At 64.4% G+C, this 23209-nt stretch carries 19 protein-coding genes; 11 read left to right on the forward strand and 8 right to left on the reverse strand.

Going from position 1 to position 23209, the window contains the following annotated elements; all coding sequences use genetic code 11:
* The first annotated feature begins 51 nt into the window (after nucleotides 1–51).
* From BMZ70_RS14880 to BMZ70_RS14895, 4 genes are read left to right on the forward strand one after another with little or no spacing between them, the layout of a single operon-like run.
* Nucleotides 52–2904: a TonB-dependent receptor gene (locus BMZ70_RS14880; protein ID WP_092275667.1), complete on the forward strand. Its 2853-nt coding sequence runs from the start codon at nucleotides 52–54 to the stop codon at nucleotides 2902–2904.
* Nucleotides 2905–2907: 3 nt separating this feature from the next.
* Entirely contained in the window at nucleotides 2908–4038 is a 1131-nt protein-coding gene (locus BMZ70_RS14885) for a glycoside hydrolase family 88/105 protein (protein ID WP_229205415.1), read from the forward strand.
* Nucleotides 4039–4051: 13 nt separating this feature from the next.
* Nucleotides 4052–5341 carry a DUF2264 domain-containing protein gene (locus tag BMZ70_RS14890; protein WP_092275670.1) on the forward strand — a complete coding sequence of 430 codons (1290 nt, stop codon included), beginning with the start codon at nucleotides 4052–4054 and terminating at the stop codon, nucleotides 5339–5341.
* The gene (locus BMZ70_RS14895; protein ID WP_092275672.1) at nucleotides 5342–7693 is read left to right on the forward strand and encodes a beta-galactosidase; all 2352 of its coding nucleotides are present in this window, start codon (nucleotides 5342–5344) and stop codon (nucleotides 7691–7693) included.
* Here the strand turns inward: BMZ70_RS14895 and BMZ70_RS14900 are convergent.
* On the reverse strand, nucleotides 7690–8451 hold the full coding sequence (locus BMZ70_RS14900; RefSeq protein WP_092275675.1) for an AraC family transcriptional regulator: 762 nt from the start codon (nucleotides 8449–8451) through the stop codon (nucleotides 7690–7692). The two genes, BMZ70_RS14895 and BMZ70_RS14900, sit on opposite strands and share 4 nt — an antisense overlap.
* Nucleotides 8452–8543: 92 nt before the next feature.
* Here BMZ70_RS14900 and BMZ70_RS14905 point away from each other — a divergent pair, with 92 nt between their 5' ends.
* The 6 genes from BMZ70_RS14905 to BMZ70_RS14930 all read left to right on the forward strand — a co-directional run bounded on the left by BMZ70_RS14905 (nucleotide 8544) and on the right by BMZ70_RS14930 (nucleotide 16190).
* Nucleotides 8544–9476 carry a 4-hydroxyproline epimerase gene (locus BMZ70_RS14905; protein ID WP_092275678.1) on the forward strand — a complete coding sequence of 311 codons (933 nt, stop codon included), beginning with the start codon at nucleotides 8544–8546 and terminating at the stop codon, nucleotides 9474–9476.
* Nucleotides 9476–10582, forward strand: coding sequence for an NAD(P)/FAD-dependent oxidoreductase (locus tag BMZ70_RS14910; protein WP_092275681.1), 1107 nt, complete (start codon nucleotides 9476–9478; stop codon nucleotides 10580–10582). The genes BMZ70_RS14905 and BMZ70_RS14910 overlap by 1 nt, the downstream gene beginning before the upstream one ends.
* A complete protein-coding gene (locus BMZ70_RS14915) occupies nucleotides 10575–10838 on the forward strand; it encodes a (2Fe-2S)-binding protein (protein WP_092275684.1) in 264 nt (87 codons plus the stop codon). The genes BMZ70_RS14910 and BMZ70_RS14915 overlap by 8 nt, the downstream gene beginning before the upstream one ends.
* Complete coding sequence (locus tag BMZ70_RS14920; RefSeq protein WP_092275687.1) at nucleotides 10835–12097, forward strand: NAD(P)/FAD-dependent oxidoreductase; 1263 nt, start codon at nucleotides 10835–10837, stop codon at nucleotides 12095–12097. Before BMZ70_RS14915 ends, BMZ70_RS14920 begins: the two co-directional genes overlap by 4 nt.
* A gap of 86 nt (nucleotides 12098–12183) precedes the next feature.
* Nucleotides 12184–14934: a DUF3857 domain-containing protein gene (locus BMZ70_RS14925; RefSeq protein ID WP_092275690.1), complete on the forward strand. Its 2751-nt coding sequence runs from the start codon at nucleotides 12184–12186 to the stop codon at nucleotides 14932–14934.
* Nucleotides 14935–14954: 20 nt separating this feature from the next.
* Nucleotides 14955–16190, forward strand: a complete 1236-nt coding sequence (locus tag BMZ70_RS14930) for a DUF2059 domain-containing protein (protein ID WP_130300766.1) — start codon at nucleotides 14955–14957, stop codon at nucleotides 16188–16190.
* A 1-nt stretch (nucleotide 16191) separates the two neighbouring features.
* Here BMZ70_RS14930 and BMZ70_RS14935 read toward each other — a convergent pair whose 3' ends face one another.
* The 6 genes from BMZ70_RS14935 to BMZ70_RS14960 all read right to left on the reverse strand — a co-directional run bounded on the left by BMZ70_RS14935 (nucleotide 16192) and on the right by BMZ70_RS14960 (nucleotide 22336).
* Entirely contained in the window at nucleotides 16192–17184 is a 993-nt protein-coding gene (locus BMZ70_RS14935; RefSeq protein WP_092275696.1) for a LacI family DNA-binding transcriptional regulator, read from the reverse strand.
* 71 nt (nucleotides 17185–17255) lie between these two features.
* Nucleotides 17256–18326: an aldose epimerase family protein gene (locus BMZ70_RS14940; protein ID WP_092275699.1), complete on the reverse strand. Its 1071-nt coding sequence runs from the start codon at nucleotides 18324–18326 to the stop codon at nucleotides 17256–17258.
* Entirely contained in the window at nucleotides 18326–19720 is a 1395-nt protein-coding gene (locus tag BMZ70_RS14945) for an MFS transporter (protein WP_092275702.1), read from the reverse strand. Before BMZ70_RS14945 ends, BMZ70_RS14940 begins: the two co-directional genes overlap by 1 nt.
* A 150-nt stretch (nucleotides 19721–19870) precedes the next feature.
* Nucleotides 19871–21130, reverse strand: a complete 1260-nt coding sequence (locus tag BMZ70_RS14950) for an MFS transporter (RefSeq protein ID WP_092275705.1) — start codon at nucleotides 21128–21130, stop codon at nucleotides 19871–19873.
* A gap of 70 nt (nucleotides 21131–21200) precedes the next feature.
* Nucleotides 21201–21521, reverse strand: a complete 321-nt coding sequence (locus BMZ70_RS14955) for a thioredoxin family protein (RefSeq protein ID WP_092275708.1) — start codon at nucleotides 21519–21521, stop codon at nucleotides 21201–21203.
* Nucleotides 21518–22336 (reverse strand): ChaN family lipoprotein, encoded by an 819-nt coding sequence (locus BMZ70_RS14960; RefSeq protein WP_229205416.1) that lies wholly within the window; start codon nucleotides 22334–22336, stop codon nucleotides 21518–21520. The genes BMZ70_RS14955 and BMZ70_RS14960 overlap by 4 nt, the downstream gene beginning before the upstream one ends.
* A 285-nt stretch (nucleotides 22337–22621) precedes the next feature.
* Here BMZ70_RS14960 and BMZ70_RS14965 point away from each other — a divergent pair, with 285 nt between their 5' ends.
* Nucleotides 22622–22981: a PEP-CTERM sorting domain-containing protein gene (locus BMZ70_RS14965; protein WP_092275714.1), complete on the forward strand. Its 360-nt coding sequence runs from the start codon at nucleotides 22622–22624 to the stop codon at nucleotides 22979–22981.
* Between the two features lie 56 nt (nucleotides 22982–23037).
* Here the strand turns inward: BMZ70_RS14965 and BMZ70_RS28355 are convergent, their stop codons facing one another.
* Nucleotides 23038–23205: a hypothetical protein gene (locus tag BMZ70_RS28355; protein WP_165403470.1), complete on the reverse strand. Its 168-nt coding sequence runs from the start codon at nucleotides 23203–23205 to the stop codon at nucleotides 23038–23040.
* Nucleotides 23206–23209: the final 4 nt, after the last annotated feature.

A 23209-nucleotide genomic window follows, 5' to 3' on the forward strand; every position in this document is an offset into this window, starting at 1 on the left:
GACAGGTCATCAGACAACCTGCACCTCCCAGAACTAACCACTGAGGAATATATGAAAAAGAAAATACTGGAGACCCTGGTTCCGCTCGCGCTGGCGGCCATGTATGCGCCGGCGGCACTGGCCCAGGACGGCGCCAAGGAGCAAGGTCCGACCGCAGCCCCTGCCGACGATCCCGGCACCACCGTGGTGGTCACCGGCTTCCGTTCCAGCCTGCAGAAAGCGCTGAACCTGAAGCAGCAGGCGATCGGCGTACGCGACTCGATCGTGGCCGAAGACATCGGCAAATTCCCCGAGGCGAACGTGGCCGAATCGCTGCAGCGCGTGCCCGGCGTGATCCTGAACCGCGACGAATCGTCCGGCGAAGGCCAGCGCATCTCGATCCGCGGCCTGCCGACCGAATACTCGGTCACCACCCTGAACGGCGCGCCGGTCAACACCACCTCCACCGCCACCATCGGCTCGGCCGCGCGCGGCTTCAACTACGACGTGTTCGCGTCCGAACTGTTCGGCCGCGTCGACTTCTACAAATCGCCATTGGCCGAACTGACCGAGGGCGGCCTCGGCGGCGTGGTCGACCTGCAAACCCCACGCCCATTCGACAATCCGAAGCGCACCATCCGCTACGGCCTGACCGATACCTACAACACCGCCTCCAAGCACAATGACCCGAACGGCTTCGTGCTGTACTCGAACACCTGGGACAACCTCGGCTTCCTGATCGGCGCCTCGCACTCGGGCAGCATCAACACCCGCTCCGGCTTCGAGGCCACCGGTGGCTACAACAGTTCCTTCAACGGCAGCCAAAGCCCGGTCAAGGGCAACTTCGCGCTGGCGCTGGACTTCGACAGCCCGCTGGCCAACCTGGGCAGCTACACCAAGGACCAGGTGGCGAAAGCCTTCCTGCCGCGTATCTACCGCTTCTATGGCTCGCAGAACGAGCGCACGCGCGATGGCCTGGTGTCGTCGGTGCAGTGGAAGACCTCGACCCTCAATGTCAGCCTGGATACCATGTACTCCAAGCTGGAAAACACCCGCGCGGAACAGCTGTTCGGCATCCTGGTGCGCAGCACTGCCACCACCAACCGCAATGCGCCCATCGGCGCATCCGGCAACAACGGCATCATCCCGCTCAACGTCAAGATCGATCCGGCCACCAACCTGCTGACCGGCACCTTCGGCAACACCACCTACAACGCGGGCGCCGGCTACTCCAAGGACGAAACCAAATTCGGCTACGGCGCCCTGAACGCCAGCTGGAAGGCCAGCAGCAAGCTGACGCTGAGCGGCCAGGCCAGCCTGAATCAAAGCACGGCCACCAGCGCCAACGGCCAGCTGTCCGGCTACATCTACGGCGCCACCTCGACCATCGACTATGGCGACGATCACGTCTACCCATCGATCTCTTCGCCGACCAGCTACACCGATCCAAACAGCTGGAGCGGCTTCACCATCAGCAGCGGCAAGACCAAAGAAACCGACAAGGGCAAGCAAGCGCGCGTGGCCGCCGATCTCGATTACGACCTGCCCGGCGGCTGGACCGGCCACTTGAAGACCGGCCTGACCTACGTCGCCACCATCAAGGGCGTGGACAAACGCAATGGCACCGCGCCGGCTACCACCAAGCTGAACTCCATCGGCGCGGCAGGCCTGCGCAGCGCCATGACTTCGCAACTGCCGATCGATAATCTCGACTTCGGCGCCGGCTGGCCGCACAGCTGGGCGACCTGGAACAGCAACTACTTCTACTCGCAGTTCGATCCGGAGGTGTACAGCAATGCCTCGACCTTCCAGCCATCGCAAAGCTTCGGCGCGGAAGAAGATGTGAAGACCGCCTTCGCGCAATCGGACTTCAAGGGCGAGATCGCCGGCCATGAACTGCGCATCAACGCCGGTGTGCGCTACTCCAGGACTGAGACCAAGATCGACAACTTCAAGCAGAAGGGCACGAGCCTGGTCTACTCGCCGAATCACGAGCAAGGCTCCTACAGCAACGTGCTGCCCGCGATCAGCAGCGCCTTCGACGTGACGGATAACCTGATGTGGCGCGCCTCGTGGGGCAAGACCATCACCCGCGCTTCGCTGTCCATCATCGCGGCGCAGACGGTGATCCCGAATCAGTTCGACACCACCGCCACCTCGGGCAATCCTAGCCTGCGTCCGCAGCAATCGAAGAACCTGGACACCAGCCTGGAATGGTACTTCCAGCCCGGCAGCATGCTGTCCGCCGCCGTGTTCCAGAAGAAGCTGACCGACGCCACCGTCGCCAACACCCGCGTGGTGACCTTCGGTTCCCTGGGCCTGCCGGATACGGCGCTGGGCCCACTGTTCCAGGACGCGAACGGCCACGTCGATCCTAACCTGGCAATGACGCTGAAGACCTACACCAACGCCGGCGAGCAAACGCTGAAAGGCTACGAGCTGGCTTACCAGCAGGCCTTCAGCTTCCTGCCTGCGCCGTGGAACGGCTTTGGCGCTCTGGCCAGCTACACCCACATCAATCCGTTCAACAGCACGCCGTGGATTACCAATGCCGGCAAGGTGATTAACGTGAACTCGGTGCCGAAGTACGCCTACAGCACCACCATCTACTTCGAGCAGGGTCCGTGGGCGGCGCGCATGTCCTACAACTACAAGGACAAGTCGCTGCACGGCGACAGCCCGCGCAACCTCGGTGATGACTTGATCCGCTGGCGCGCAGGCCGTGGCTACCTGGACGCGAACGTCAGCTACAAGATCAGCGAGAACCTGGAACTGCGTATCGATGCGCTCAACCTGAGCAACACGCTGGCGTATGATTACTTCGAAGACGCCAGCGGCAAATACGGCAGCGGTAAAAAGACGCGCATGGACTATGCCAAGTATGATGGCCGCACGATCAAATTCGGCATCCGGGGGAAACTCTAAACTATGATGAAACGACTCTACGCCGCCACTTTGCTGGCGGCTAGCCTGGCCGGCTGCGCTTCGGCGCCGCCGGCAGTCGACACCTCCGAACAGGAGGTTGTCGGCATTATGAACAAGGTCAATAACTACTGGCAGCAGCGCGAGCCGGCGCAGAAGTGGGCGTTCTGGGATATCGCCGCCTACCACACGGGGAATATCGAGGCCTACCGCATCACCGGCAACAAGGCGTGGCTCAAATATTCCCAGGACTGGGCGGAGCACAACCAGTGGCAAGGCGCCAAACAGACCGACAAGAGCAAGTGGAAGTACCAGTATGGCGAGACCGACGATCATGTGATGTTCGGCGACTGGCAGATCTGCTTCCAGACTTACGCCGACTTGTACCAGCTCGATAAAGATCCGAAAAAAATCGCCCGCGCCCGCGAGGTGATGGAGTACCAGATGAGCACTCCGAACAAAGACTACTGGTGGTGGTCGGATGGCTTGTACATGGTGATGCCGGTGATGACCAAGATGTACCAGATCACGGGCAATAAACAGTATCTCTCCAAGCTGTACGAATACTTCGATTACTCGAACAGCATCATGTGGGATAAGGACGCGCAGCTGTACTACCGCGATGCGCGCTACGTCTATCCCAAGCATCAAAGCGTGAATGGCAAGAAGGATTTCTGGTCGCGCGGCGATGGCTGGGTATTCGCCGGTCTGGCCAAGGTGCTGCAAGACCTGCCGATGGATGATCCGCACCGCACCGATTTCGTGCTCAAGTTCCAGCAGATGGCGCAGGTCTTGAAGAAGGCGCAGACCGAAGACGGCTACTGGACCCGCAGCCTGCTCGATCCGCAACATGCGCCCGGACCTGAAACCAGCGGCACGGCGTTCTTCGTGTACGGCTACCTGTGGGGCATCAATCACGGCCTGCTGGACCGCGCGGAATACCTGCCGGTGGTGCGCAAGGGTTGGCGCTACCTGAGCACCACCGCACTGCAAGCCGATGGCAAGATCGGCTACGTGCAGCCGATCGGCGACCGCGCGATTCCGGGACAGGTGGTGGATCAGAATTCGACCACGGCGTTCGGCGTCGGCGCGTATTTGCTGGCGTCCTCGGAGCTGGTGCGCCTGCTGCGTCATTAATAACGGAGACTGAATGGAACGACGGAATTTTATCCAGGCGCTCGCCGCCGGCGCCGCAGCCGGCGGCATCGCGGCGACGCAGGCCGCTAACGCTGCAACCGCAGCAACCGCAGCAACGACTGGCGCGGGTGGCGCCAGCGGCGCCGAAGCCCGCGCGCAGCTCGCGGCGCTGGCGCAAAAAATGTCCGAGCCGGTGCTGGTCAACATGGCCGCCGGCACGCTGAAAAAGAACTTCGCACTGGAAGTCAGCCCAACCTGGGACGGCCGCGACAAAGGCGTGGCCTATCTTGAATGCTTCGGCCGCCTGATCGCCGGCATCGCCCCGTGGCTCGCCCTGCCCGACGACGGCACACCGGAAGGCCGCACGCGCAAGCGCCTGCACCAACTGGCGCTGCAAAGCTACACCAACTCGGTCGACCCGGCGAGCCCTGACTACCTGTCATGGAAAGTCCCCGGCCAGACGCTGGTCGACTCGGCCTACTTCACCAACGCCCTGATGCGCACACCGCAAGCACTGTGGGATCCGCTGGATGCGAAGACCAAGCAGCGCATCATCGCCGAAATCAAATCCCTGCGCCGCATCGAACCACCCTACATCAACTGGATGCTGTTCGCCGCCATGAACGAAGCGTGGCTGATGTCCATCGGCGAAGAATTCGACCCGATGCGCATGAACGTCGCCATCCGAAAAATCAACGAATGGTACGTCGGCGACGGCTGGATCAAGGACGGCGAAGCCTTCCACTTCGACTACTACAACGCCTTCGTCATGCATCCCATGCTGGTTGAAATCCTCGACGTGCTGGATGCGAAAAAAGGCGCCTTCTGGAACGGCAAGCCGGAAGAGCTGCGCGCGCAAGCGATCAAGCGCATGCAGCGCTACGGCGAACACCTTGAGCGCTTCATCGCCACCGACGGCAGCTTCCCGCCGATAGGCCGCTCGCTCACCTACCGCACCGCCGCCTTCCAGCCACTGGCGCTGCTGGCCCTGCGCAAGCAACTGCCGCAAACCCTGCCCGAAGGCCAGATCCGCGCCGCGCTGCAAGCCGTGCATAAAGCCGTATGGAACGCGCCGTCCAACTTCACCAAGGACGGCTACCTGACCATCGGCTTCGTCGGCCATCAGCCGGAGCTGGGTGACTGGTACTCCAACAACGGCAGCATGTACATCGCCTCCGCCAGCCTGCTGCCACTGGGCCTGCCCGCCAGCGACAGTTACTGGACCGCGCCCGCGCAGGACTGGACCCAGAAGAAAGCCTTCGCCGGCGCGCGCTTCCCCAAAGACTACCCAGTGAACTACTAAATGACGATCACCTCCACATCCCGCCGCCGCATGCTGCGCGGCGCTGGCGCAGCTACGATAGGTAGTTTGCTGCTGCCGCTGTCCGCACAAGCGGCAGCGCGCTTCACCATCGGCGAAACCGACTTCCTGCTGGACGGCCAGCGACTGCAAATCCGCTGCGGCGAAATGCACTTCGCCCGCGTGCCGCGCGAGTACTGGCAGCACCGCCTGAAAGCGATCAAGGCGATGGGCCTGAACACCGTCTGTGCCTACCTGTTCTGGAACTACCACGAGTGGCGCGAAGGCCGCTTCGATTGGCAGGGCCAGCGCGATGCCGCAGAGTTCTGCCGCCTCGCGCAGCAGGAAGGCCTGTGGGTGATCCTGCGTCCGGGCCCGTATGCTTGCGCCGAATGGGAAATGGGCGGCCTGCCGTGGTGGCTGTTGAAGCAGCCCGGCGATGCCTTCCTGCGCACCCGCGATGCCAACTTCGTACAGCCTGCACGCCGCTACATGAAGGAAGTAGGCCGCATACTCGGTCCGCAGCAGATCACGCACGGCGGCCCGATATTGATGGTGCAGGTCGAGAACGAATACGGATTCTTCGGCGAAGACCTGTCCTACATGCGCGAGATGCGCGGCATGCTGCAGGATGCGGGTTTCGACGTGCCGCTGTTCCAGTGCAACCCGACCAATGCGGTGGTCAAGTCGCACATCGACGGCTTGTTCAATGTGGTGAACTTCGGCAGCGACCCGGTGGCCGGCTTCAAGGTGCTGGACCAGGTGCAGAAAGGCCCGCGCATGTGCGGCGAATACTACTCCGGCTGGTTCGACACCTGGGGCGCGCCACACCGTCGCGGCTCAGCCAACGGCGCCGTGGCCGATATCCAGACCATGCTGAAGATGAACGGCTCCTTCAGCCTGTACATGGCGCACGGCGGCACCAGCTTCGGCCTGTGGGGCGGCTGCGACCGTCCGTTCCGTCCCGACACCAGCAGCTACGACTACGACGCGCCGATCAGCGAAGCCGGATGGACCGGCGAGAAATTCGCCGCCTACCGCGATGGCATCAAGCCTTTCCTGCAGGCCGGTGAAACACTGCCACCCGCGCCGGCGCCGAATCCGCTGATCGCCATCAAGCCATTCGCGTTGAAGGAGTCCTGCGCCGTCGCCGACGCACTGCCGGCGAACATTATCCGCGCCGTGTCGCCACTGCCAATCGAGCAGTACGACATTAGCCGTGGCCTGGTCTCGTACCGTGTCACGCTGCCGGCCGGTCCTGCCGGCACACTGGAAGCGGCCAAGGTGCGCGACCTCGCGTGGGTCAGCATCGATGGCAAGCAAGTCGGCACGATGGACACCCGCTACCGCCGTTTCAGCGTCGACCTGCCCGCGCGCAGCAAGCCTGCCGTGCTGGAGATTCTGCTGTACACCATCGCGCGCGTGAACTTCGGCGTCGAGATCCACGACCGCAAAGGCCTGCATGGGCCGGTGCGTTTCAACGGCCAGCCGCTGGAAAACTGGGAAATCCGCGCCATCGATTTCGACGCCGACGGCGTGCTGCCGCCGCTGACATGGAAGACCGGCCGCACGCAAGGCGCAGCCTTCTGGCGCGGCAGCTTCGACGCCGCACAAACCGGCGACACCTTCCTCGACATGTCCGGCTGGGGACAAGGCATCGTCTGGATCAACGGCCGCTGCCTCGGACGCTACTGGAGCATCGGTCCGACGCAGACCATGTACCTGCCCGGCCCGTGGATCAAACAAGGCCGCAACGAAGTCGTGGTGCTGGACCTGACCGGCCCACGCAGCGCGCGCATTGAAGGCGTGAAGGCGCCCATCCTCGACAAGCTGCGCCCGGAACTGGACCTTGCGCGTCCGCCGAGCAAAGTGAAGCCGGCGCTGGAAGGCGTCAAGCCGGCGCAGGAAGGCGAGTTCGCGCGCGGCGCCGCCGTACAGGATGTGATGTTTGCGCAGCCGCTGAAAGGCCGCCAGTTCTGCCTCGAATCACTGGACGCCTTCGACGGCAAGCAATACGCCGCCGTGGCCGAACTGGCGCTGCTGGGCACAGATGGCAAGCCGCTCAACCAGTCCAACTGGACCATCGCCTACGTCAGCAGCGAGGAAGCGACCAAGGAAGACGGCGGCGCCCTCAACGCCATCAACGGCCAGGCCACCGACCACTGGCACACCGCCTACAGCGGCAGGGCCGCCACCGCGCCGGGCAGCAAGCACCCGCACCGCATCATCATCGACCTCGGTCGTGAAGACGTGGTAGCCGGCATGCGCTACACGCCACGCCAGGGCCCGGAAGGCGTCACCGGTCGCATCAGGCACTATCGCGCCTACGTCGGCGAAAAGCTGGTGAAGGGTTAAGTCTCCGCCTTGCGCCCAGCGGCTATCTGCCGGAACTGGCTGGGCGTGAGGCCGGTAGTGGCCTTGAATTGGCGGGTGAAGGCGGAGTGGTCGCCGTAGCCGCAGGCTTGCGCGATTTCGGCCACGCTGGCGTCGCCGCCCAGCATGCGCGAAGCGGCGTCCACGCGCGTCTGGATAATCATCTGGCGCGGCGTCAGGTGGAAGATGCGCAGGAAGTAGCGCTCGATCTGCGCCACCGACATGTTAGCGATGCGCGCCAACTCCGGCAGCTGCAAGGGCTGGCCGTACTGTTCGTGAATCACACTCACCGCCGCCGCCACCTTGCGGTAGGCGGGATTCTTCTTGTCCGCCATTGCGAGGTCGCGCGAGATGCCGGTCAGGCCGATGATGCGGCCATGCTTGTCGCGCAGCGCGGTCTTGCGCGTCAGGCACCAGCCGGGATCGCGGTTGGGGTACAGATGTAGTTCCAGCTGGTCTTCGATGTCGGCATCGCCGCCCAGTACCGCCATGTCCTGCGCCAGATAAGTCTGGCCGAACGGATGGGCAAACACCTCCGCCGGGGTGCGCCCGATCAGCGCCGACTTGTGCCGCTGGCCGCAGCGCTGCACCAGGGTCTGGTTGACCACCACATAGCGTCCCTCGAGGTCCTTGACGAAGAACACCACGTCCGGCAAGGCGTCAAACAACCCTTCCGCAAAAAAGGGATCGGCGATATCGGCGCCGATTGCACGGCGCATGCTGTCGTTGTCTTTAACCATGCGCCTTATTGTGCACCATTATGCAGATTTCGTCACCCATCGTGCGCAGGCGGTGCAAGACAGGCCGCTACACAAAGCCTAAGATTTATGGCATGAAAACCATCTCCATCATCGATTCCCACACCGGCGGCGAACCTACCCGCCTGGTCACCGCCGGCGGTCCGGAACTGGGCAATGGTCCGCTCAGCGAGCGCGTCGCCCTGCTGCGCGCCGCCCATGACAATTTCCGCTCCGCCGTGGTGTGCGAGCCGCGCGGTTCGGACGTGCTGGTGGGTGCCCTGCTGTGCGAACCGCACGCCCCCGATTGCGCAGCCGGCGTTATCTTCTTTAACAACGTTGGCTATCTGGGCATGTGCGGCCACGGCACCATCGGCCTGGTGGCCTCGCTGGCCTTCATGGGCCGCATCGGGCCGGGACGCCATCGTATCGATACGCCGGTGGGCGTGGTGGAGGCGGAACTGCATGCCGACGGCAGCGTCACCGTGGACAACGTGGCTTCCTACCGCAGCCGTGCCGCCGTCACCGTCGAGGTGCCGGGTTACGGTCCGGTCACCGGCGACATCGCCTACGGCGGCAACTGGTTCTACCTGGTCGCCGACCACGGCATGGAACTGGGCGTGCGCAATGTGGACCTGCTGACCAGCTACACCGTAGCCATCACCAAGGCGCTGGCCGACAACGGCATCACCGGCGACAACGGCGCGGTGATCGACCACATCGAACTGTTTGCCGACTCGCGCACCGGCGCCGACAGCCAAAGCTTCGTGCTCTGCCCCGGCAAGGCCTACGACCGCTCGCCATGCGGCACCGGCACCAGCGCCAAGCTGGCCTGCCTGGCCGCCGACGGCAAGCTGGCCGAAGGCGCGATCTGGAAACAGGAAAGCGTCATCGGCAGCGTGTTCGACGCCTCTTACCGCCTGCGCGACGGCCAGCTGCTGCCTAGCGTACGCGGCAAGGCGTGGGTCAATTCGCAGGCGCAGCTGATCCTCGATCCAACCGATCCATTCGTGTGGGGCATCCGCTGATGAGGAATGCCGAGGTAATCGTCATCGGCGCCGGCATCGTCGGCGCGGCGTGTGCGGATGCGCTCAGCGAGCGCGGCGTACGCGTGGCGATTATCGAGCAGGACATCCCCGGCGGCGGCGCCACGGCGGCCGGCATGGGCCACCTGGTGGTCATGGACGACAACGCGGCCGAACTGGCGCTGTCGGCCTACTCGCTGTCGCTGTGGAAGGACCTGGTGGGCGACCGTCCGCAGCGCCATGAGTACAGCGGCTGCGGCACCATCTGGGTCGCCGCCGATGAAGAAGAAATGCAGGCCGCGATGGAGAAGGCGCAAACCCTGTCCGGCCACGGCCTGCTGTGCGAGATGCTGACGCCCGCCGCGCTGTATGCGCGCGAGCCGCAGCTGCGCGCCGGCCTGGCCGGCGGCCTGCTGGTGCGCGGCGATGGGCTGGTGTATCCGCCCAAGACCACCCGCATCCTGCTGGATCGCGCCATGCGGCGCGGCGCCGTCACCAAGCGCGCCACTGTGACGACAATCGAAGACAACTGCGTGGTGCTGAGCGACGGCACTCGCCATCTGGCGCAGCACATCGTGCTGGCGGCCGGCGCGCGTTCCAGCGCCCTGCTGCCCGAGCTGCCGATCCAGCCGAAGAAAGGACACCTGGCCATCACCGACCGCTATCCCGGCTTTGTAAAGCACCAGCTGGTGGAGCTGGGCTACATCAAGAGCGCGCACGCCGCCAGCGGCGATTCGGTGGCCTTCAATTTGCAGCCCCGCCCTACAGGGCAGATATTGATCGGCTCCTCCCGCCAGTTCGACACAATCGATCCTGCGGTGGAGCCGGCCATGCTGCAGCGTATGCTGCGCCATGCAACCAGCTTCACGCCGCGACTGGCGGAGCTGAACATCGTGCGTACCTGGACCGGCTTCCGCGCCGCCACGCCGGACGGCCTGCCGCTGATCGGCCCGTGCGCCGCAAGGCGCGGCTTGTGGCTGGCTACCGGCCATGAAGGCTTGGGCATCACCACCTCGCTGGCCACGGCGCAGCTGCTGGCCGCACAGATACAGAACGAAAACTCGCGCATCCCGTTTGCGCCGTACCTGCCGGGACGCTTCCATGCCTGACCAACTGATTAACCTCTGCATCGATGCGCGCAGTGTCAGCGTGCCGTCCGGCGTGACCGTGGCCGCCGCGATTGCCATGAGCGGCAGCGGCGTCACCCGCCTGTCTGTCGGCGGCGCGGCGCGGGCGCCATTGTGCGGCATGGGCATCTGCCAGGAATGCCGCGTCACCATCAACGGCCGCGCGCACCAGCTGTCGTGCCAGACCTTGTGCGCCGACGGCATGCACGTGGTCACCGCCAGCGAGGTGGCGGCATGAAGCACTTCGATGTATTGATCGTTGGCGCCGGCCCTGCCGGGTTGGCGGCGGCGCATGCCGCGATGTCGAAAGGCGCGCACGTCGGCATCATCGACGACAACCCGCTGGCCGGCGGCCAGATCTGGCGCGGCGGTCCCGAACAGCAAGCCGACCCGCGCGCACCGCAGCTGTGGCACGCCTTGCAGCGGGCCGACAACGTCGAATTCCTGCAACAGACGCGCGTGATGTATGCACCGGAACCGCACCACCTGCTGGTGCAAACGCCGGACGCCGCGCATACGCTGCACTACAAAAAACTGATCCTCGCCACCGGCGCGCGTGAACGCCTGCTGCCCTTCCCCGGCTGGACGCTGCCCGGCGTCACCGGCGCCGGCGGCCTGCAGGCGCTGTCCAAAGGCGGCTATCCGCTGGAGGGCAAGCGCGTGGTGGTGGCGGGCAGCGGGCCGCTGCTGCTGGCGGCGGCCGCCACACTGAAGAGCAAGGGAGCGCACATCGTCGCCATCATCGAGCAAGCCAGCACACCGGCGCTGGCCGGCTTTGCGTTTGGCCTGCTGGCCACGCCGTCCAAGATCACGCAAGCGCTGCAACTGGCGTCGCAGCTGCGCGGCGTGCCTTACCTGCGCAACAGCTACGTGCATTCGGCGCACGGCGACGGCACGCTGCAATCGATACAGGTACAGCGCGGCGTGGCGCGCGACCAGGAAACCCTGCAATGCGACTACCTCGCCTGCGGCTACGGCCTGCTGCCCAACGTGGAACTGGCGCAGGCGCTCGGCTGCGCCACCGCCCGGCGCGATGGGCAGACCGCAGTGACGGTCGACGAATGGCAGCAAACTTCGGTGGAAGACGTCTACTGCGCCGGTGAAGGCACCGGCATTGGCGGCGTCGACCTGGCACTGGCCGAGGGCCGCATTGCCGGCCTGGCCGCCAGCGGCGACCGGGCGCAAGCCAGGGAAGCCTTTGCCCGCCGCGCGGGCTGGCGGAAATTCGCCGCCCGCCTGGCGCGCGCATTCGCACTGCGTCCCGAACTGCGCACGCTGGCTGGCGACGACACCGTCGTCTGCCGCTGCGAAGACGTGTGCCACGGCGAGCTGCGCACCCACACCGCATGGCGCAGCGCCAAGCTGCAAACACGCTGCGGCATGGGCCCGTGCCAGGGCCGCATCTGCGGCGGCGCCACCGAAATCCTCTACGGCTGGCGTCCCGACGCCGTGCGCATGCCGATCTCGCCGACGCGCATTTCCAGCATCATCGACTAATTTGATTACAGGTGAGAAAACGAGAGAGTATTGGTGAATTTATAAGGTAAAATTTCTTAATTGAAATTTTTGCTGCCAGATCACCAATGCCCAAGCACCTTCGCCTGTTGTGCGCCTGCCTGTTCTCCTCCGTTCTCTGCGCCGTGCCGGCGCCGGCCCAGCCCACCACCTCGGCCGCCACCCGCAGCGTGCAAATCGCCGAAAGCGCGTTCACGCGCGGCGATGCGGCGCCGGCCTGGGTCGACGATCTCCGCGAACTGCCGGCGGCGATGAAGGCGCCGCTGTCGATGCGACTGTCCGACGTCCAGTTCTACGTGGCGGACCAGCCCACCGTCTACATCCACCGCGCGCTGACGGCCAACGAAGCGGCCAGCCTGTCGGCGCTGGGCCAGTTTGAAATCAGCTTCCAGCCCGAGTACCAGCGCGTGCAGCTGCATAGCCTGCGCCTGCTGCGCGGCGGCCAGGTGATCGACAAACTGAAGGCGGCCGACATCCGCTTCCTGCAGCGCGAAACCAGCCTCGATCAGGGCCTGTATTCGGGCGCGGTGACCGCCGCCATCGTCACCGACGACGTGCGCGTGGGCGACACGCTGGACATTGCGTACTCGCTGATCGGCGACAATCCCGTCTTCGGCGGAAAATTCTACGACGCCGCCTCGTGGGACAGCACGGCGCCGGTGAGCCTGCGCCGGGTGACGCTCAACACGCCGCAGGGACGCACCATCTACCATCGCATGATCGGCAAGGGCGACGCCGTCAAGCCGGTCGAAACGCTGCGCGACGGCCGCCGCATCCTGCGCTTCGAAGCGCGCAACATCGCCGCGATTCTGGGCGAGCCGTATGTGCCGACCGACGTGCACGGCCACCGCTTCATCCAGTTCTCTGAACTGAACCGCTGGCGCGACGTCAGCCAGTGGGCGACCGCGCTGTTCGATACCGGTCCGGCCGGTCCCGCGCTGGACGAAGCGCTGCGCGAGGCGCGCAAGGCCGCCACCGTGCAAGACAAGGTAGGCAAAGTGCTGGAGTTCGTGCAGAACGATATCCGCTACCTGTCGCTGTCGATGGGCGAGAACTCGCACCGCCCCTATCCGCCGGCGCAGGTGCTGCAGCGCCGCTACGGCGACTGCAAGGACAAGACCCTGCTGATGGTGACCATGCTGCGCGCGCTCGGCGTCGAAGCGCAGCCGGTGCTGGTCTCGACCAGCTCGAAGAAAGGACTGGACCAGATGCTGCCTAGTCCCGTGCTGTTCAACCATGCCATCGTGCGCGCGCGCGTGCAGGACAAGACCTACTATTTCGACCCGACCCGCCTGGGCCAGTACGGCAAACTCGATCGCATGGGGCAAGTGCATGCGGGCGCGCAGGTGCTGGCCATCGCCGCCGGCAACGACGCGCTGGAAACCATCCCGCTGCCGGCCGATCCGGAACTGTACACCGACCAGCGCAGCGAGCGCGTGGTGGTCGCCGCCGCCGACAAGCCGGCCGAGATGCAAGTGCACAACGAATACGCCGGCACCGACGCCGAATTCCTGCGGGTGCAGCTGGCCAACCTGTCCACGGCGCAGCTGCGCAAAGGCTACGAAGCCTCGATGGGCCGCCGCTACACCGAATTCGCGCTGCTGGATGATCCGAAGATCAACGATGACCGTGTCAATAATCGCCTCAGCATCGACCTGCGCTACCGCATCGACAACTTCATGGAAAAGGAAACCGAAGGCTGGAAGGTGCGCTACCTGCCGGTCAACCTCACCGACCAGCTGTACGTACCCGACGTGGCGCATCGCGAGCTGCCGCTGGCGGTGCCCAATGCGCCGGCCATCCACCTCTACAACTTCGACGCCACGCTGCCGCCCGATATCGATGCGCGCTACTCGCCGTCGCAAACCAGCATCGCCAGCGACGCCTTCACGCTAACCAAGGCGCTCAACTTCAGCGGCCGCGAAGTCAACCTCAAGCTGCGGCTGCAGGTCACTGCCGACCGCGTGGCGGCGCCGCAGGTGCCGGAGTTTGTCGGCGCCGCGCGCAAGATGAATGAAGCCATCCAGACCAGCCTTTACGTGCGGCCGAACGTGGTCAAGCCGGCCAATGCGGTGGACTTCGCGCAGCAGGTTCAGGACCGCATCAACGCCGCCATCAAAGCCACCAGCAAAGTGATCGGCGATGCCGCGATCACCGGCCAGGATGCTGGCGGCGCCTTGTGTGAACGGGCGCGCGCCTATTCCTGGCAAGGCAAGCACGCCGAGGCACTGAAGGACGCCAACAAAGCGCTGCAAGGACAAAACACCTCGCCGGACAAGCTGCTGTGCCGCGCGGAGGTCAACTTCGGCGCAGGCAATTTCAAGGAGAGCGCCGCCGACTACGCGCGCGCCACGGCACTGGGCGCCGGCGACGACGGTGTCTGGCTGCGCAAAGGCTGGGCCGATCTGTATCAGGGCAACAAGCCGGAAGCCCTGAGCGACTTCACGCGCGCCGGCAAAGCCGCCGACGATCCGCTGCTGCGCATGCGCGCCCTGATCTGGCTGGCCATGAATGGCGCAGCCGTCGACGCGCCAGCCGCCGGCAGCAGCGACGTGCCGCTGGCTGAAACCTGGCTGAGCGCCGCGCTGCACATGTTCAAAACCAGGCAGTCGGCCGAGCCGATGCTGCGCCAGGCCAGCCACGACGGCGTCAATGGACTGGAAGCACGCCTGACCGAAGCCTATTTCTACGCCGGTAAAGCCAGTGCGCTGGCGCAGGACAAAATGAAAGCGCGCGTTTACTTCCAGCGCGCGATTGAGAAGGGTGCTGTCAGCAGCAGCTACTACCGGATGGCGGTGCTGGAACTGGCGCGCCTGTAATGATCATGAAGGGAATCACGATGAACAAAATCGCTTCACCCCTGCTGCTGTGCGGCGCGCTGTCGCTGGCGTTTGCAGCCGGTGCGCAAACCGCCGCGCCCAGCGCCAACAGCCCGTTCATCGCCACCGCGCCGGCCGCTCCGCTGCTACTGCCCGGCGTTGAGCAACTGGCGGCGGCCAGGCGCATGCTGCAGGCATTCGGCATGCCCGCCCTGCTGCGCCATCAGCTGGGACGAGCGCCCACCACCGATCCGGAAGTGGCGCAACTGCTGCAGCACATGAGCCGCAATGCGACCGACGCTGAAATCTGCGATACGTTTGCGCCGGCCTACGCCCGCTACACCACCACGCAGCAGCTGGACCAGCTGACCGCCGCTTACAGCACGCCGCTGGGACGCCGCCAGGTGCAGGCGCTGCTGGCCAAAGCCGGGGTCGAAGGAGCCAAAGCGCAAATCTTCACGCCGGCGGAACAGGCGGAGATACGCGCTAGCGACCAACTGCCGGCCAACAAGATCTTCGAAGGCAAGCGAATCCAGATCGCCGCCGACATCACTGCGGCCACGCAGCGCTGGCGCGGCGCCTACCACGCCAGGCTTATGCGGCAAGCCACCACGCAAATGGCCGCGTTCCGCGAGGTGGTCTCCAGCCGCAAGCAGGATGATCCCGAGCCGAAGTTCAATTACCAGCGCACTGGGCTTGCCACCCTCGACCGCGCCATCATTGCCATGTCCGACCACCTGATCTCGGTCAGCAACGCCGGCGTTGCCATGAACCGGGACCTGATCAGCTACGGTGCGGAACACATGCTCGATAGTGACCGGCTGGTGTCGGCCAAGGGCATTGCTGCCAGCAAGGCAGCGCTGGTCAAGACCGACGAGCGGGTCGAGCGCTACCTGCGCGCGCTCGACGGCCTGCAGGGCCTGTACCGCCAACGCCTGGCGGACATCATGAAAAACACCAGCACACCGGACGCGATGGACAAGGCCATTTCGAACGACTACGAACTGCTGCTGCGGCTCGGCGAAAACCAGCGCGCGCAAACGGAGCTGGCAGGACGCATACTCGATTTCGCCCAGTCCCGGCTGGGCAAGGTGCGCGTGGACCAGCAGCGCATGGTGTTTGAAGACGACGCCGACGTCCAGCTGTACAACACCCTGCTTGAGCAGCGGCGCAAGCTGCTGGCGGAATTCGCAGACATCACCAGGCGCCCGGCATCGGTGGCCTCCAGCGACCAGCCCACCGCCGCTACGCGCTGAATCAGCTGCGCTTGACGGTGGAGCCGCGCAGGATCAGCTGCGGCTCGATCATGGTGGTGGTCGGCGGCGCCTTGCCGTCGATGGTGGCGATCAGTTTTTCCATCGCCACCGCGCCCATGCGTTCGCTCTGCAGGTCGACCGTGGTTAAAGGCGGAGAAGTGTATAAACCGTATTGAATATTATCGAAGCCGGCCACCGACATGTCTTCCGGCAGCTTGAAGCCCAGCGTCTGCGCGGCTTTCATGAAGCCCAGCGCCATCAGGTCGTTGTAGCAGATCAGCGCATCCGGATGCTCGGCGCCCAGCATGATCGACGAGCAGACACGTTCGCCCTCGGCCGACGTCGGCGCTTCGCCTTCGTAGACGGTCAGCTCCAGCCCCTGCGCCGCCAGACATTCGCGGATGCCGCCCAGGCGCTCTTCATCGCGGCGCGAACGCGGGAAGCTCAGGTAGGCGATGCGCTTGTGCCCCAGCGACACCAGGTGGCGCGTCAGCATGTAGGCGCCGCGATGGTCGTCGCTGATCACCCAAGGGATTTCCAGCCGGTTCAGGCGGCCGAAGAACACCAGCGGCTTGCCCAGCTCCGTCATCCAGTCCATTTCGGATTCCAGCATGCGCGAGAACACAATCATGCCGTCGACGCGGCGGCTCAGCGCTTCCAGCAGCGGGCGTTCGCGGCCCGGATTCTCTTCGGTGTCGACCAGCAGCAGCGTGTAGCCGTGCGCCAGCGCCACGCGGTTGGCGCCCTTGACGATGCTGGTGAAGTGCGGATTGCTCACATCCAGCACCGACAGGCCGATGCTCTTGGTGCGGCCGGTGATCATGGACGCGGCCAGCGGGTTGGAACGGTAGCCCAGTTTCGCAATCACTTCCGTGATGGTCGCTTCTACGGCTGGCGAGAATCGCTGCGCGCCGTTGACGAACTTGGAGACGGTGGCGGTAGACACGCCGGCAGCGGCGGCCACGTCACGGATGGTTGCTACGTTTTTTTTCATGTTGAGACGGTTGGAATGCAAAGGCGCTTACAGCACCAAAGCGGCCATCTTATCATGAGGACATCAGGTGTCTAGTCGGCTGCAAAGCGGAAGCTGGTCATGGAGCGGAACACCTGCCCCGGATACAACGCCGTGGTTGGGAAGTTGGCGTGGTTGGGGCTATCCGGCAAGTGCTGGGTTTCAAACGCGAAGGCGCCGTAGCGCTGGTAGGCCACGCCTTCGCTGCCGGTCTCGCTGCCGTCAAAGCCGTTGACGGTGTACAGCTGGACCGATGGCTCGCTGGTGCCGACTTCCATGCGGATGCCGCCGCCGTGCACCACGGCGACCGGAGCATACGCCCCGGCCGGCTTGGTCAACAGCAGGCTGTGGTCATAGCCGCCGGCCACCGACGGCAGGCGCGCGTGCACGCTGGCGGCACGACGGAAGTCGAACGGCGTGCCGCTCACGTCCAGCATCGCACCGGTGGGGATGCGCATGGCGTCGGTCTCGAGATAGCGGTCCGCAGCGATCTGGAAGCGATGGCCCTGCAGCGTATTGGCTGCGGCGCCGGCCAGGTTGAAGTAAACGTGGTTGGTCAGGTTGAGTACCGTCGGCGCGCTGGTGGTGGCCTGATACTCGATGCGGAATTCGTCGCGCTGGCGCAGCAGGCGATACGTCACGGTGACGTCCATCGCGCCGGGGAAATTCTGGTCGCCGTCTGGACTGTGCAGACGGTAGATGGAGCCGATCGATTCCTTGTCGGCGAAGTCCTGACGCTTCCACACACGCTTGTCGTAGGGATCGGGATCGCCATGCAGCGCCGTGCCACGGCTGTTGGTCGCCAGCTGCACGGTCTTGCCGTCCAGCGTGTAGCGTCCTCCCGCGATACGGCCGGCGTAGCGGCCGATGATGGCGCCGTAGCGGCCGCGCGTTTTTTCAAACGCGGCCAGATCGGGCAGCGACAGGATCACGTTGCGTCCGGCTACCTGCGCTTGCACCAGCGTGGCGCCGTAGTCGATATACGCCAGCTTCATGCCGCGCGCATTTTCCAGTGTCACCTTTTCCACCGGCTGGCCGGCTTGCGTCACGCCGTACGCTTCCACGCGGATGCCCGCGTGGGCGGAAGCGGCGGCCAGCAGCGCGGCCAGAAGTAAGAGGCGCATCACAGGTCGGTGATTTCCTTGTGGCGCGGCACCAGCGCCTTCATCACGATCCACGCGGCCAGGTATGCCAGCGCGCAGATGCCGAACATGATCATGTAGCCGGTGTGGATATCGTTGACGGTCTTGTAGTAGTCGAACACCCAGCCACCGAGCTTGGTCAGCAGCACGCCGCCCAAGCCGCCGGCCATGCCGCCGATGCCGATCACCGAGGCCACCGATTTTTGCGGGAACATGTCGGACACGGTGGTGAAGATGTTCGCCGACCAGGCCTGGTGCGCCGAGGCGCCGACGCCGATCAGCAGCACTGGAATCCAGTAGCTGATCGCGCCCAGCGGCTGCGCCAGCAGCACCACCAGCGGGAAGAAGGCGATCATCAGCATGGCTTTCATGCGGCCGTCGTACGGCGCATAGCCGCGCGCCATGAAGTAGCTCGGGAACCAGCCGCCGCCGATGGAGCCGATCATGGTCATGCTGTACAACACGGCCAGCGGAATCACAATCGCTTCGCCCTTCATGCCGTACTGCGCCGACAGGTAGGTCGGCAGCCAGAACAGGAAGAACCACCACACGCCGTCGGTCATGAATTTGCCGAAGGCGAAGGCCCAGGTCTGGCGATATTTGAGCAGCTGGAACCACGATACTTTCTTCGCCGGCTCGCCCTCAACGGCGGCCACCGGGACCGGCGCGTCGCTGCGGATGTAGGCCAGTTCGGCGGCCGACAGGCGCGCTTGCTTTTCCGGTTTGTCGTACAGCCACAGCCACACGCTCATCCAGATAAAGCCCAGCATGCCGATCATGATGAAGGCCGCTTGCCAGCCCCAGATCGCGGCCAGCACCGGCACCGAGATCGGCGCCAGGATGGCGCCGACGTTGGCGCCGGAGTTGAAGATGCCGGTGGCGAAGGAGCGTTCTTTTTTCGGGAAGTACTCGGCGGTGGCCTTGATGGCGGCCGGGAAGTTGCCGGCCTCGCCCACCGCCAGCACCGCGCGCGAAATCATGAAGCCGACGATGGACGGCACCGCCGCCACGCCGAACAGTCCAAGCACACCGGCAGCGGCGACGCCCACCGGCACCGAGGCCGCGTGCAGCAACGCGCCCAGCGACCAGACGGTGATCGCCACCACGTAGGCGGCCTTGGTGCCGATCTTGTCGACCACGCGGCCGGCAAACAGCATCGAGATCGCGTACACGAACTGGAAGGCGGCGGCGATGTTGGCGTAATCGGTGTTACTCCAGCCGAATTCCACCGACAGGGCCGGCGCCAGCAGGCTCAGGACCTGACGGTCCAGGTAGTTGACGGTGGTGGCAAAAAACAACAGGGCGCAGATGGTCCAGCGGTATTTACCGACGGATTGGGCCACCGCTTGCGCATTGACAGGCTCGCTCAGGTTCATGGCATCACTTATTGTGTGTTTATGGTGATGATCTCTCGGTCTCCACGAGATCATGCTTTAGTCGTATGTCATCGTACAACCATAAAACGGAGGGAGCAAGCAAAATCATGTGCTTACTCACCGACCGTTGTACGATGACTAGGGTAGACCTTACTTCGTCTTTACCAAAAGCAATGCAATCAGGCTGATCAGCGCGGCGCCCGACAGGTAGTAGCCCACGTACTGCAGGCCGAGGTTGGTCGCCAGCCAGGTGGCGGCGTACGGCGCCAGCGAGGCGCCCAGGATGCCAGCCAGGTTGAAGGTCAGCGAGGCGCCGGTGTAACGCACTTCGGCCGGGAACAGCTCGGACAGGATGGTGCCCAGCGGGCCGTAGGTCATACCCATCAGGCCCAGGCCCAGCGACAGGAAGAAGGTGACTTGGGTGGCGTCGCCGGAACCGAACAGCGGCGCCATCGTCAGGCCGAACACGGCAATCGCAGCCGAGACCCAGATCAGGGTGGTGCGGCGGCCCTTGCGGTCGGCCCATATGGCCGAGAACGGAATCGTCAACGCGAAGAACAGCACCGCGAACAGTTGCAGGATCAGGAAGTCCTTGCGCGAGAATTTCAGCGCGCTGGTGCCCCAGCTCAGCGCGAACACCGTCATCAGGTAGAACAGCACGAAGGTGGCCAGCGCGATCAGCGTGCCCAGCACCAGCACGCGGCGATGGTCGCGCCACACTGTCAGCACCGGCACCTTGACGCGCTCGTTCTTGTCGAGCACTTTCTGGAAGTCCGGCGTCTCATGGATTTTCAGGCGGATGTACAGGCCGACAATCACCAGCAGCGAGCTGGCCAGGAACGGGATGCGCCAGCCGTAGCTGAAGAACTCGGCATCGCTCAGCACCTGGCTCAGCAGCAGGAAGATGCCGCCCGACAGGAAGAAGCCGATCGGCGCGCCCAGCTGCGGGAACATGCCGTACCAGGCGCGCTTGCCCGGCGGCGCATTCTCGGTGGCCAGCAGCACCGCCCCGCCCCACTCGCCGCCCAGGCCCAGGCCCTGGCCAAAGCGGCACAGCGCCAGCAGGGCCGGCGCCAGCGTGCCGATCGAAGCATAGGTCGGCAGCAGGCCGATCACCACGGTGGAGACACCCATCGTCAGCAGCGCCGCCACCAGCGTGGCCTTGCGGCCGATACGGTCGCCGAAGTGGCCGAACACGGCCGAGCCCACCGGACGGGCAAAGAACGCAATGGCAAAGGTGGCCAGCGATTGCAGGGTGGCGGCAGCGGGATCGCTGGCTGGGAAGAACAGCTTGGGGAACACCAGCACGGCAGCGGTGGCGTAGATGTAGAAGTCGAAGAACTCGATCGTGGTGCCGATCAGGCTGGCAAACAAGACGGTGGCCGCCGAATTGGTCTTGGGCTGACTCATGCTGGACGCTCCTGCTGATTGTGGTGTGCGGGCCATCATACACACCACATTGCCGGATTGCCAAGCTTGGTTAGTGGTCTATTTGCGCCAGCGCGGCCGAAATGTCGTCTGCTTTCAACGGCCGCACCAGCCGCGCCACCTCCTGGCCGTCGCGCAGGAAGATCAGGGTCGGCCACAGCTTGACCCGGTACGAACGGCCCAGTGGCCGGCCCGGGCCGTCCTCGACCTTATAGTGGGCCACGCTGTCGCGGCCGGCAAAAGCCTCGGCCAGCGGCGCCTGCGCCGCCATGCAGTGGCCGCACCAGTTGGCGCCGAACTCCAGCAGCACCGCACCGGCCAGCGCGTCGACCTCGGCGCGCGGCGGCGCTTCGGGAATGTAGCGTGTCTTCATTTCTTTACCTGTTTGCATGGATCGTCGCGGGTTTGCGGCGCCAGCAACTGGGTGCTGTCGTAGCGGCCGGCGTCCTCGCGGTTCTCGACAAAGCCGACGCTGCGCACGGTCAGCGCCGGCGTCACCTGCCTGAGCCAGTAGCCGACGCCGACATCCTTGCGCACGTGGCCGTTACCGGCGATCAGCACCACGTCTTTCGGCTGCTGCTCACGGATGATACGCGCCATCCAGATATCGCGCGCCACTTGTGCGTTGACCATGCCGCCGACCATCATCTCCGGCAGCATATTGCAATGGCCGGCGACGATTTCCTGCTGCTGGGCGGCGGCCAGCGCGGCCGGCAGCGGCTGGTCCAGTTTGTAATCCTTGACGCCCTGCGGGTCGAAGCTGGACGCCACGCCGTCACGCACCACGCGCGAGGCGTCGGCGCGCGACAGGTTGCCTGCCACCAGCGGCAGCTGGTAGGTGAGCGCCAACTGGATCAGCGGGTAATACAGTTGCCAATCCCAGCGGCCGCCGCCGGCCACGCGGATCAGGCACTGGGCGTCCAGGCAGCCTTTTTGCCCTTTGGTCAGCAGATCCTGGTTTTCGCGGTCGAACTGTTCCATCACGATCACCGGGCGCCAACCGGCCTCCACGCGCTGACGCAACAGCTCGTAGCGCAGCCGGTGGCCCTGGGCGTTGTCATGCACCTCGCCCAGCAGCAGCACCTGCGGATTGCCCGCCTCCAGCAGGCCGGGGGCCGGCGTGGCGGCCGGTTTGCCGCTGCTGGCACAGCCGGCAGCCAGCACAGCAGTAGCGAGCGCCGCCGTCAATCGAATTCTGGTCCTATATGTGGAAACGATCTGATTCGCGAAAGTGTGCATAGAATTGTGTTGTTGGCAGTTTGAATATCATCTGCGCCACTGGCAAACTGCCGGCGGGTGTTGTTGCGGCGCAAAATTACGTTGTCACCAAAGAAAAAGAGATGGCAAATTATTACTTAGTGTGATTTAATATCGGAACGGAAGCAAGTCTCAGGTAGCTGCTCCGTGAGTTTATAGTTTACGCATTAAACCGGCCTTAACATCCTGTCCCAAAAAAGAATGCAGGAGTAAATCGTGAAAGTTGTATCCTTGATCTCATCAGCATTACTCGCCTTAAGCTTTGCCGGCGCCGTACAGGCCAAGCCTGCCGCACCGGCCACCGATAGCAATGTTGCACCTGCAACAATTGTACTCGCACATTGCGAAGCCAACGATCCTGCGCCATGCGGTATCAGCAATACCCCGTCTGCCGCTAAAGCCAGCGACGCCGACCAGAACACCTTATCGACAGCAGATCCAAAGCAGCAGACGCAAGCCGAACCAGCCACGCCGGTTCCGGAACCACAAACCTTCGTCATGCTGATGCTGGGTTTGGTTGTACTGGGCTTCGCTTCGCGTCGCCGCCAGGGCTCGGAAAAATTCACAGACGAATAAATCAGTTTTCCAGCCTCACCCGCTAAAAAAATCCCGCTGCTTGAGCGGGATTTTTTTTACAGGCAGACCGAGCGGATATTGCTGAGCGCGACCCCGTGCGCAACGGCGCGCAGCACGCAGCCCAGCTTGTGCCAGCCGTCCTCGGTTCCCACCACTGCCAGCATAGCCAAGGCCACGCCCACGGCAAGCAGAATCAGCAGGCCTTTGATCGCCTCTTTGTCCATCTTG

This window comes from Duganella sp. CF402, from assembly GCF_900109645.1.
Classification (GTDB): domain Bacteria; phylum Pseudomonadota; class Gammaproteobacteria; order Burkholderiales; family Burkholderiaceae_D; genus Rugamonas.

Coding starts and splice junctions, on each gene's coding strand:
- BMZ70_RS14925 (WP_092275690.1), top strand. CDS start 12,184: ATGCCCAAGCACCTTCGCCTGTTGTGCGCCTGCCTGTTCTCCTCCGTT.
- BMZ70_RS14920 (WP_092275687.1), top strand. CDS start 10,835: ATGAAGCACTTCGATGTATTGATCGTTGGCGCCGGCCCTGCCGGGTTG.
- BMZ70_RS14950 (WP_092275705.1), bottom strand. CDS start 21,130: ATGAGTCAGCCCAAGACCAATTCGGCGGCCACCGTCTTGTTTGCCAGC.
- BMZ70_RS14915 (WP_092275684.1), top strand. CDS start 10,575: ATGCCTGACCAACTGATTAACCTCTGCATCGATGCGCGCAGTGTCAGC.
- BMZ70_RS14940 (WP_092275699.1), bottom strand. CDS start 18,326: ATGCGCCTCTTACTTCTGGCCGCGCTGCTGGCCGCCGCTTCCGCCCAC.
- BMZ70_RS14885 (WP_229205415.1), top strand. CDS start 2,908: ATGATGAAACGACTCTACGCCGCCACTTTGCTGGCGGCTAGCCTGGCC.
- BMZ70_RS14905 (WP_092275678.1), top strand. CDS start 8,544: ATGAAAACCATCTCCATCATCGATTCCCACACCGGCGGCGAACCTACC.
- BMZ70_RS14880 (WP_092275667.1), top strand. CDS start 52: ATGAAAAAGAAAATACTGGAGACCCTGGTTCCGCTCGCGCTGGCGGCC.
- BMZ70_RS14910 (WP_092275681.1), top strand. CDS start 9,476: ATGAGGAATGCCGAGGTAATCGTCATCGGCGCCGGCATCGTCGGCGCG.
- BMZ70_RS14895 (WP_092275672.1), top strand. CDS start 5,342: ATGACGATCACCTCCACATCCCGCCGCCGCATGCTGCGCGGCGCTGGC.
- BMZ70_RS28355 (WP_165403470.1), bottom strand. CDS start 23,205: ATGGACAAAGAGGCGATCAAAGGCCTGCTGATTCTGCTTGCCGTGGGC.
- BMZ70_RS14890 (WP_092275670.1), top strand. CDS start 4,052: ATGGAACGACGGAATTTTATCCAGGCGCTCGCCGCCGGCGCCGCAGCC.
- BMZ70_RS14955 (WP_092275708.1), bottom strand. CDS start 21,521: ATGAAGACACGCTACATTCCCGAAGCGCCGCCGCGCGCCGAGGTCGAC.
- BMZ70_RS14900 (WP_092275675.1), bottom strand. CDS start 8,451: ATGGTTAAAGACAACGACAGCATGCGCCGTGCAATCGGCGCCGATATC.
- BMZ70_RS14935 (WP_092275696.1), bottom strand. CDS start 17,184: ATGAAAAAAAACGTAGCAACCATCCGTGACGTGGCCGCCGCTGCCGGC.
- BMZ70_RS14930 (WP_130300766.1), top strand. CDS start 14,955: ATGAACAAAATCGCTTCACCCCTGCTGCTGTGCGGCGCGCTGTCGCTG.
- BMZ70_RS14945 (WP_092275702.1), bottom strand. CDS start 19,720: ATGAACCTGAGCGAGCCTGTCAATGCGCAAGCGGTGGCCCAATCCGTC.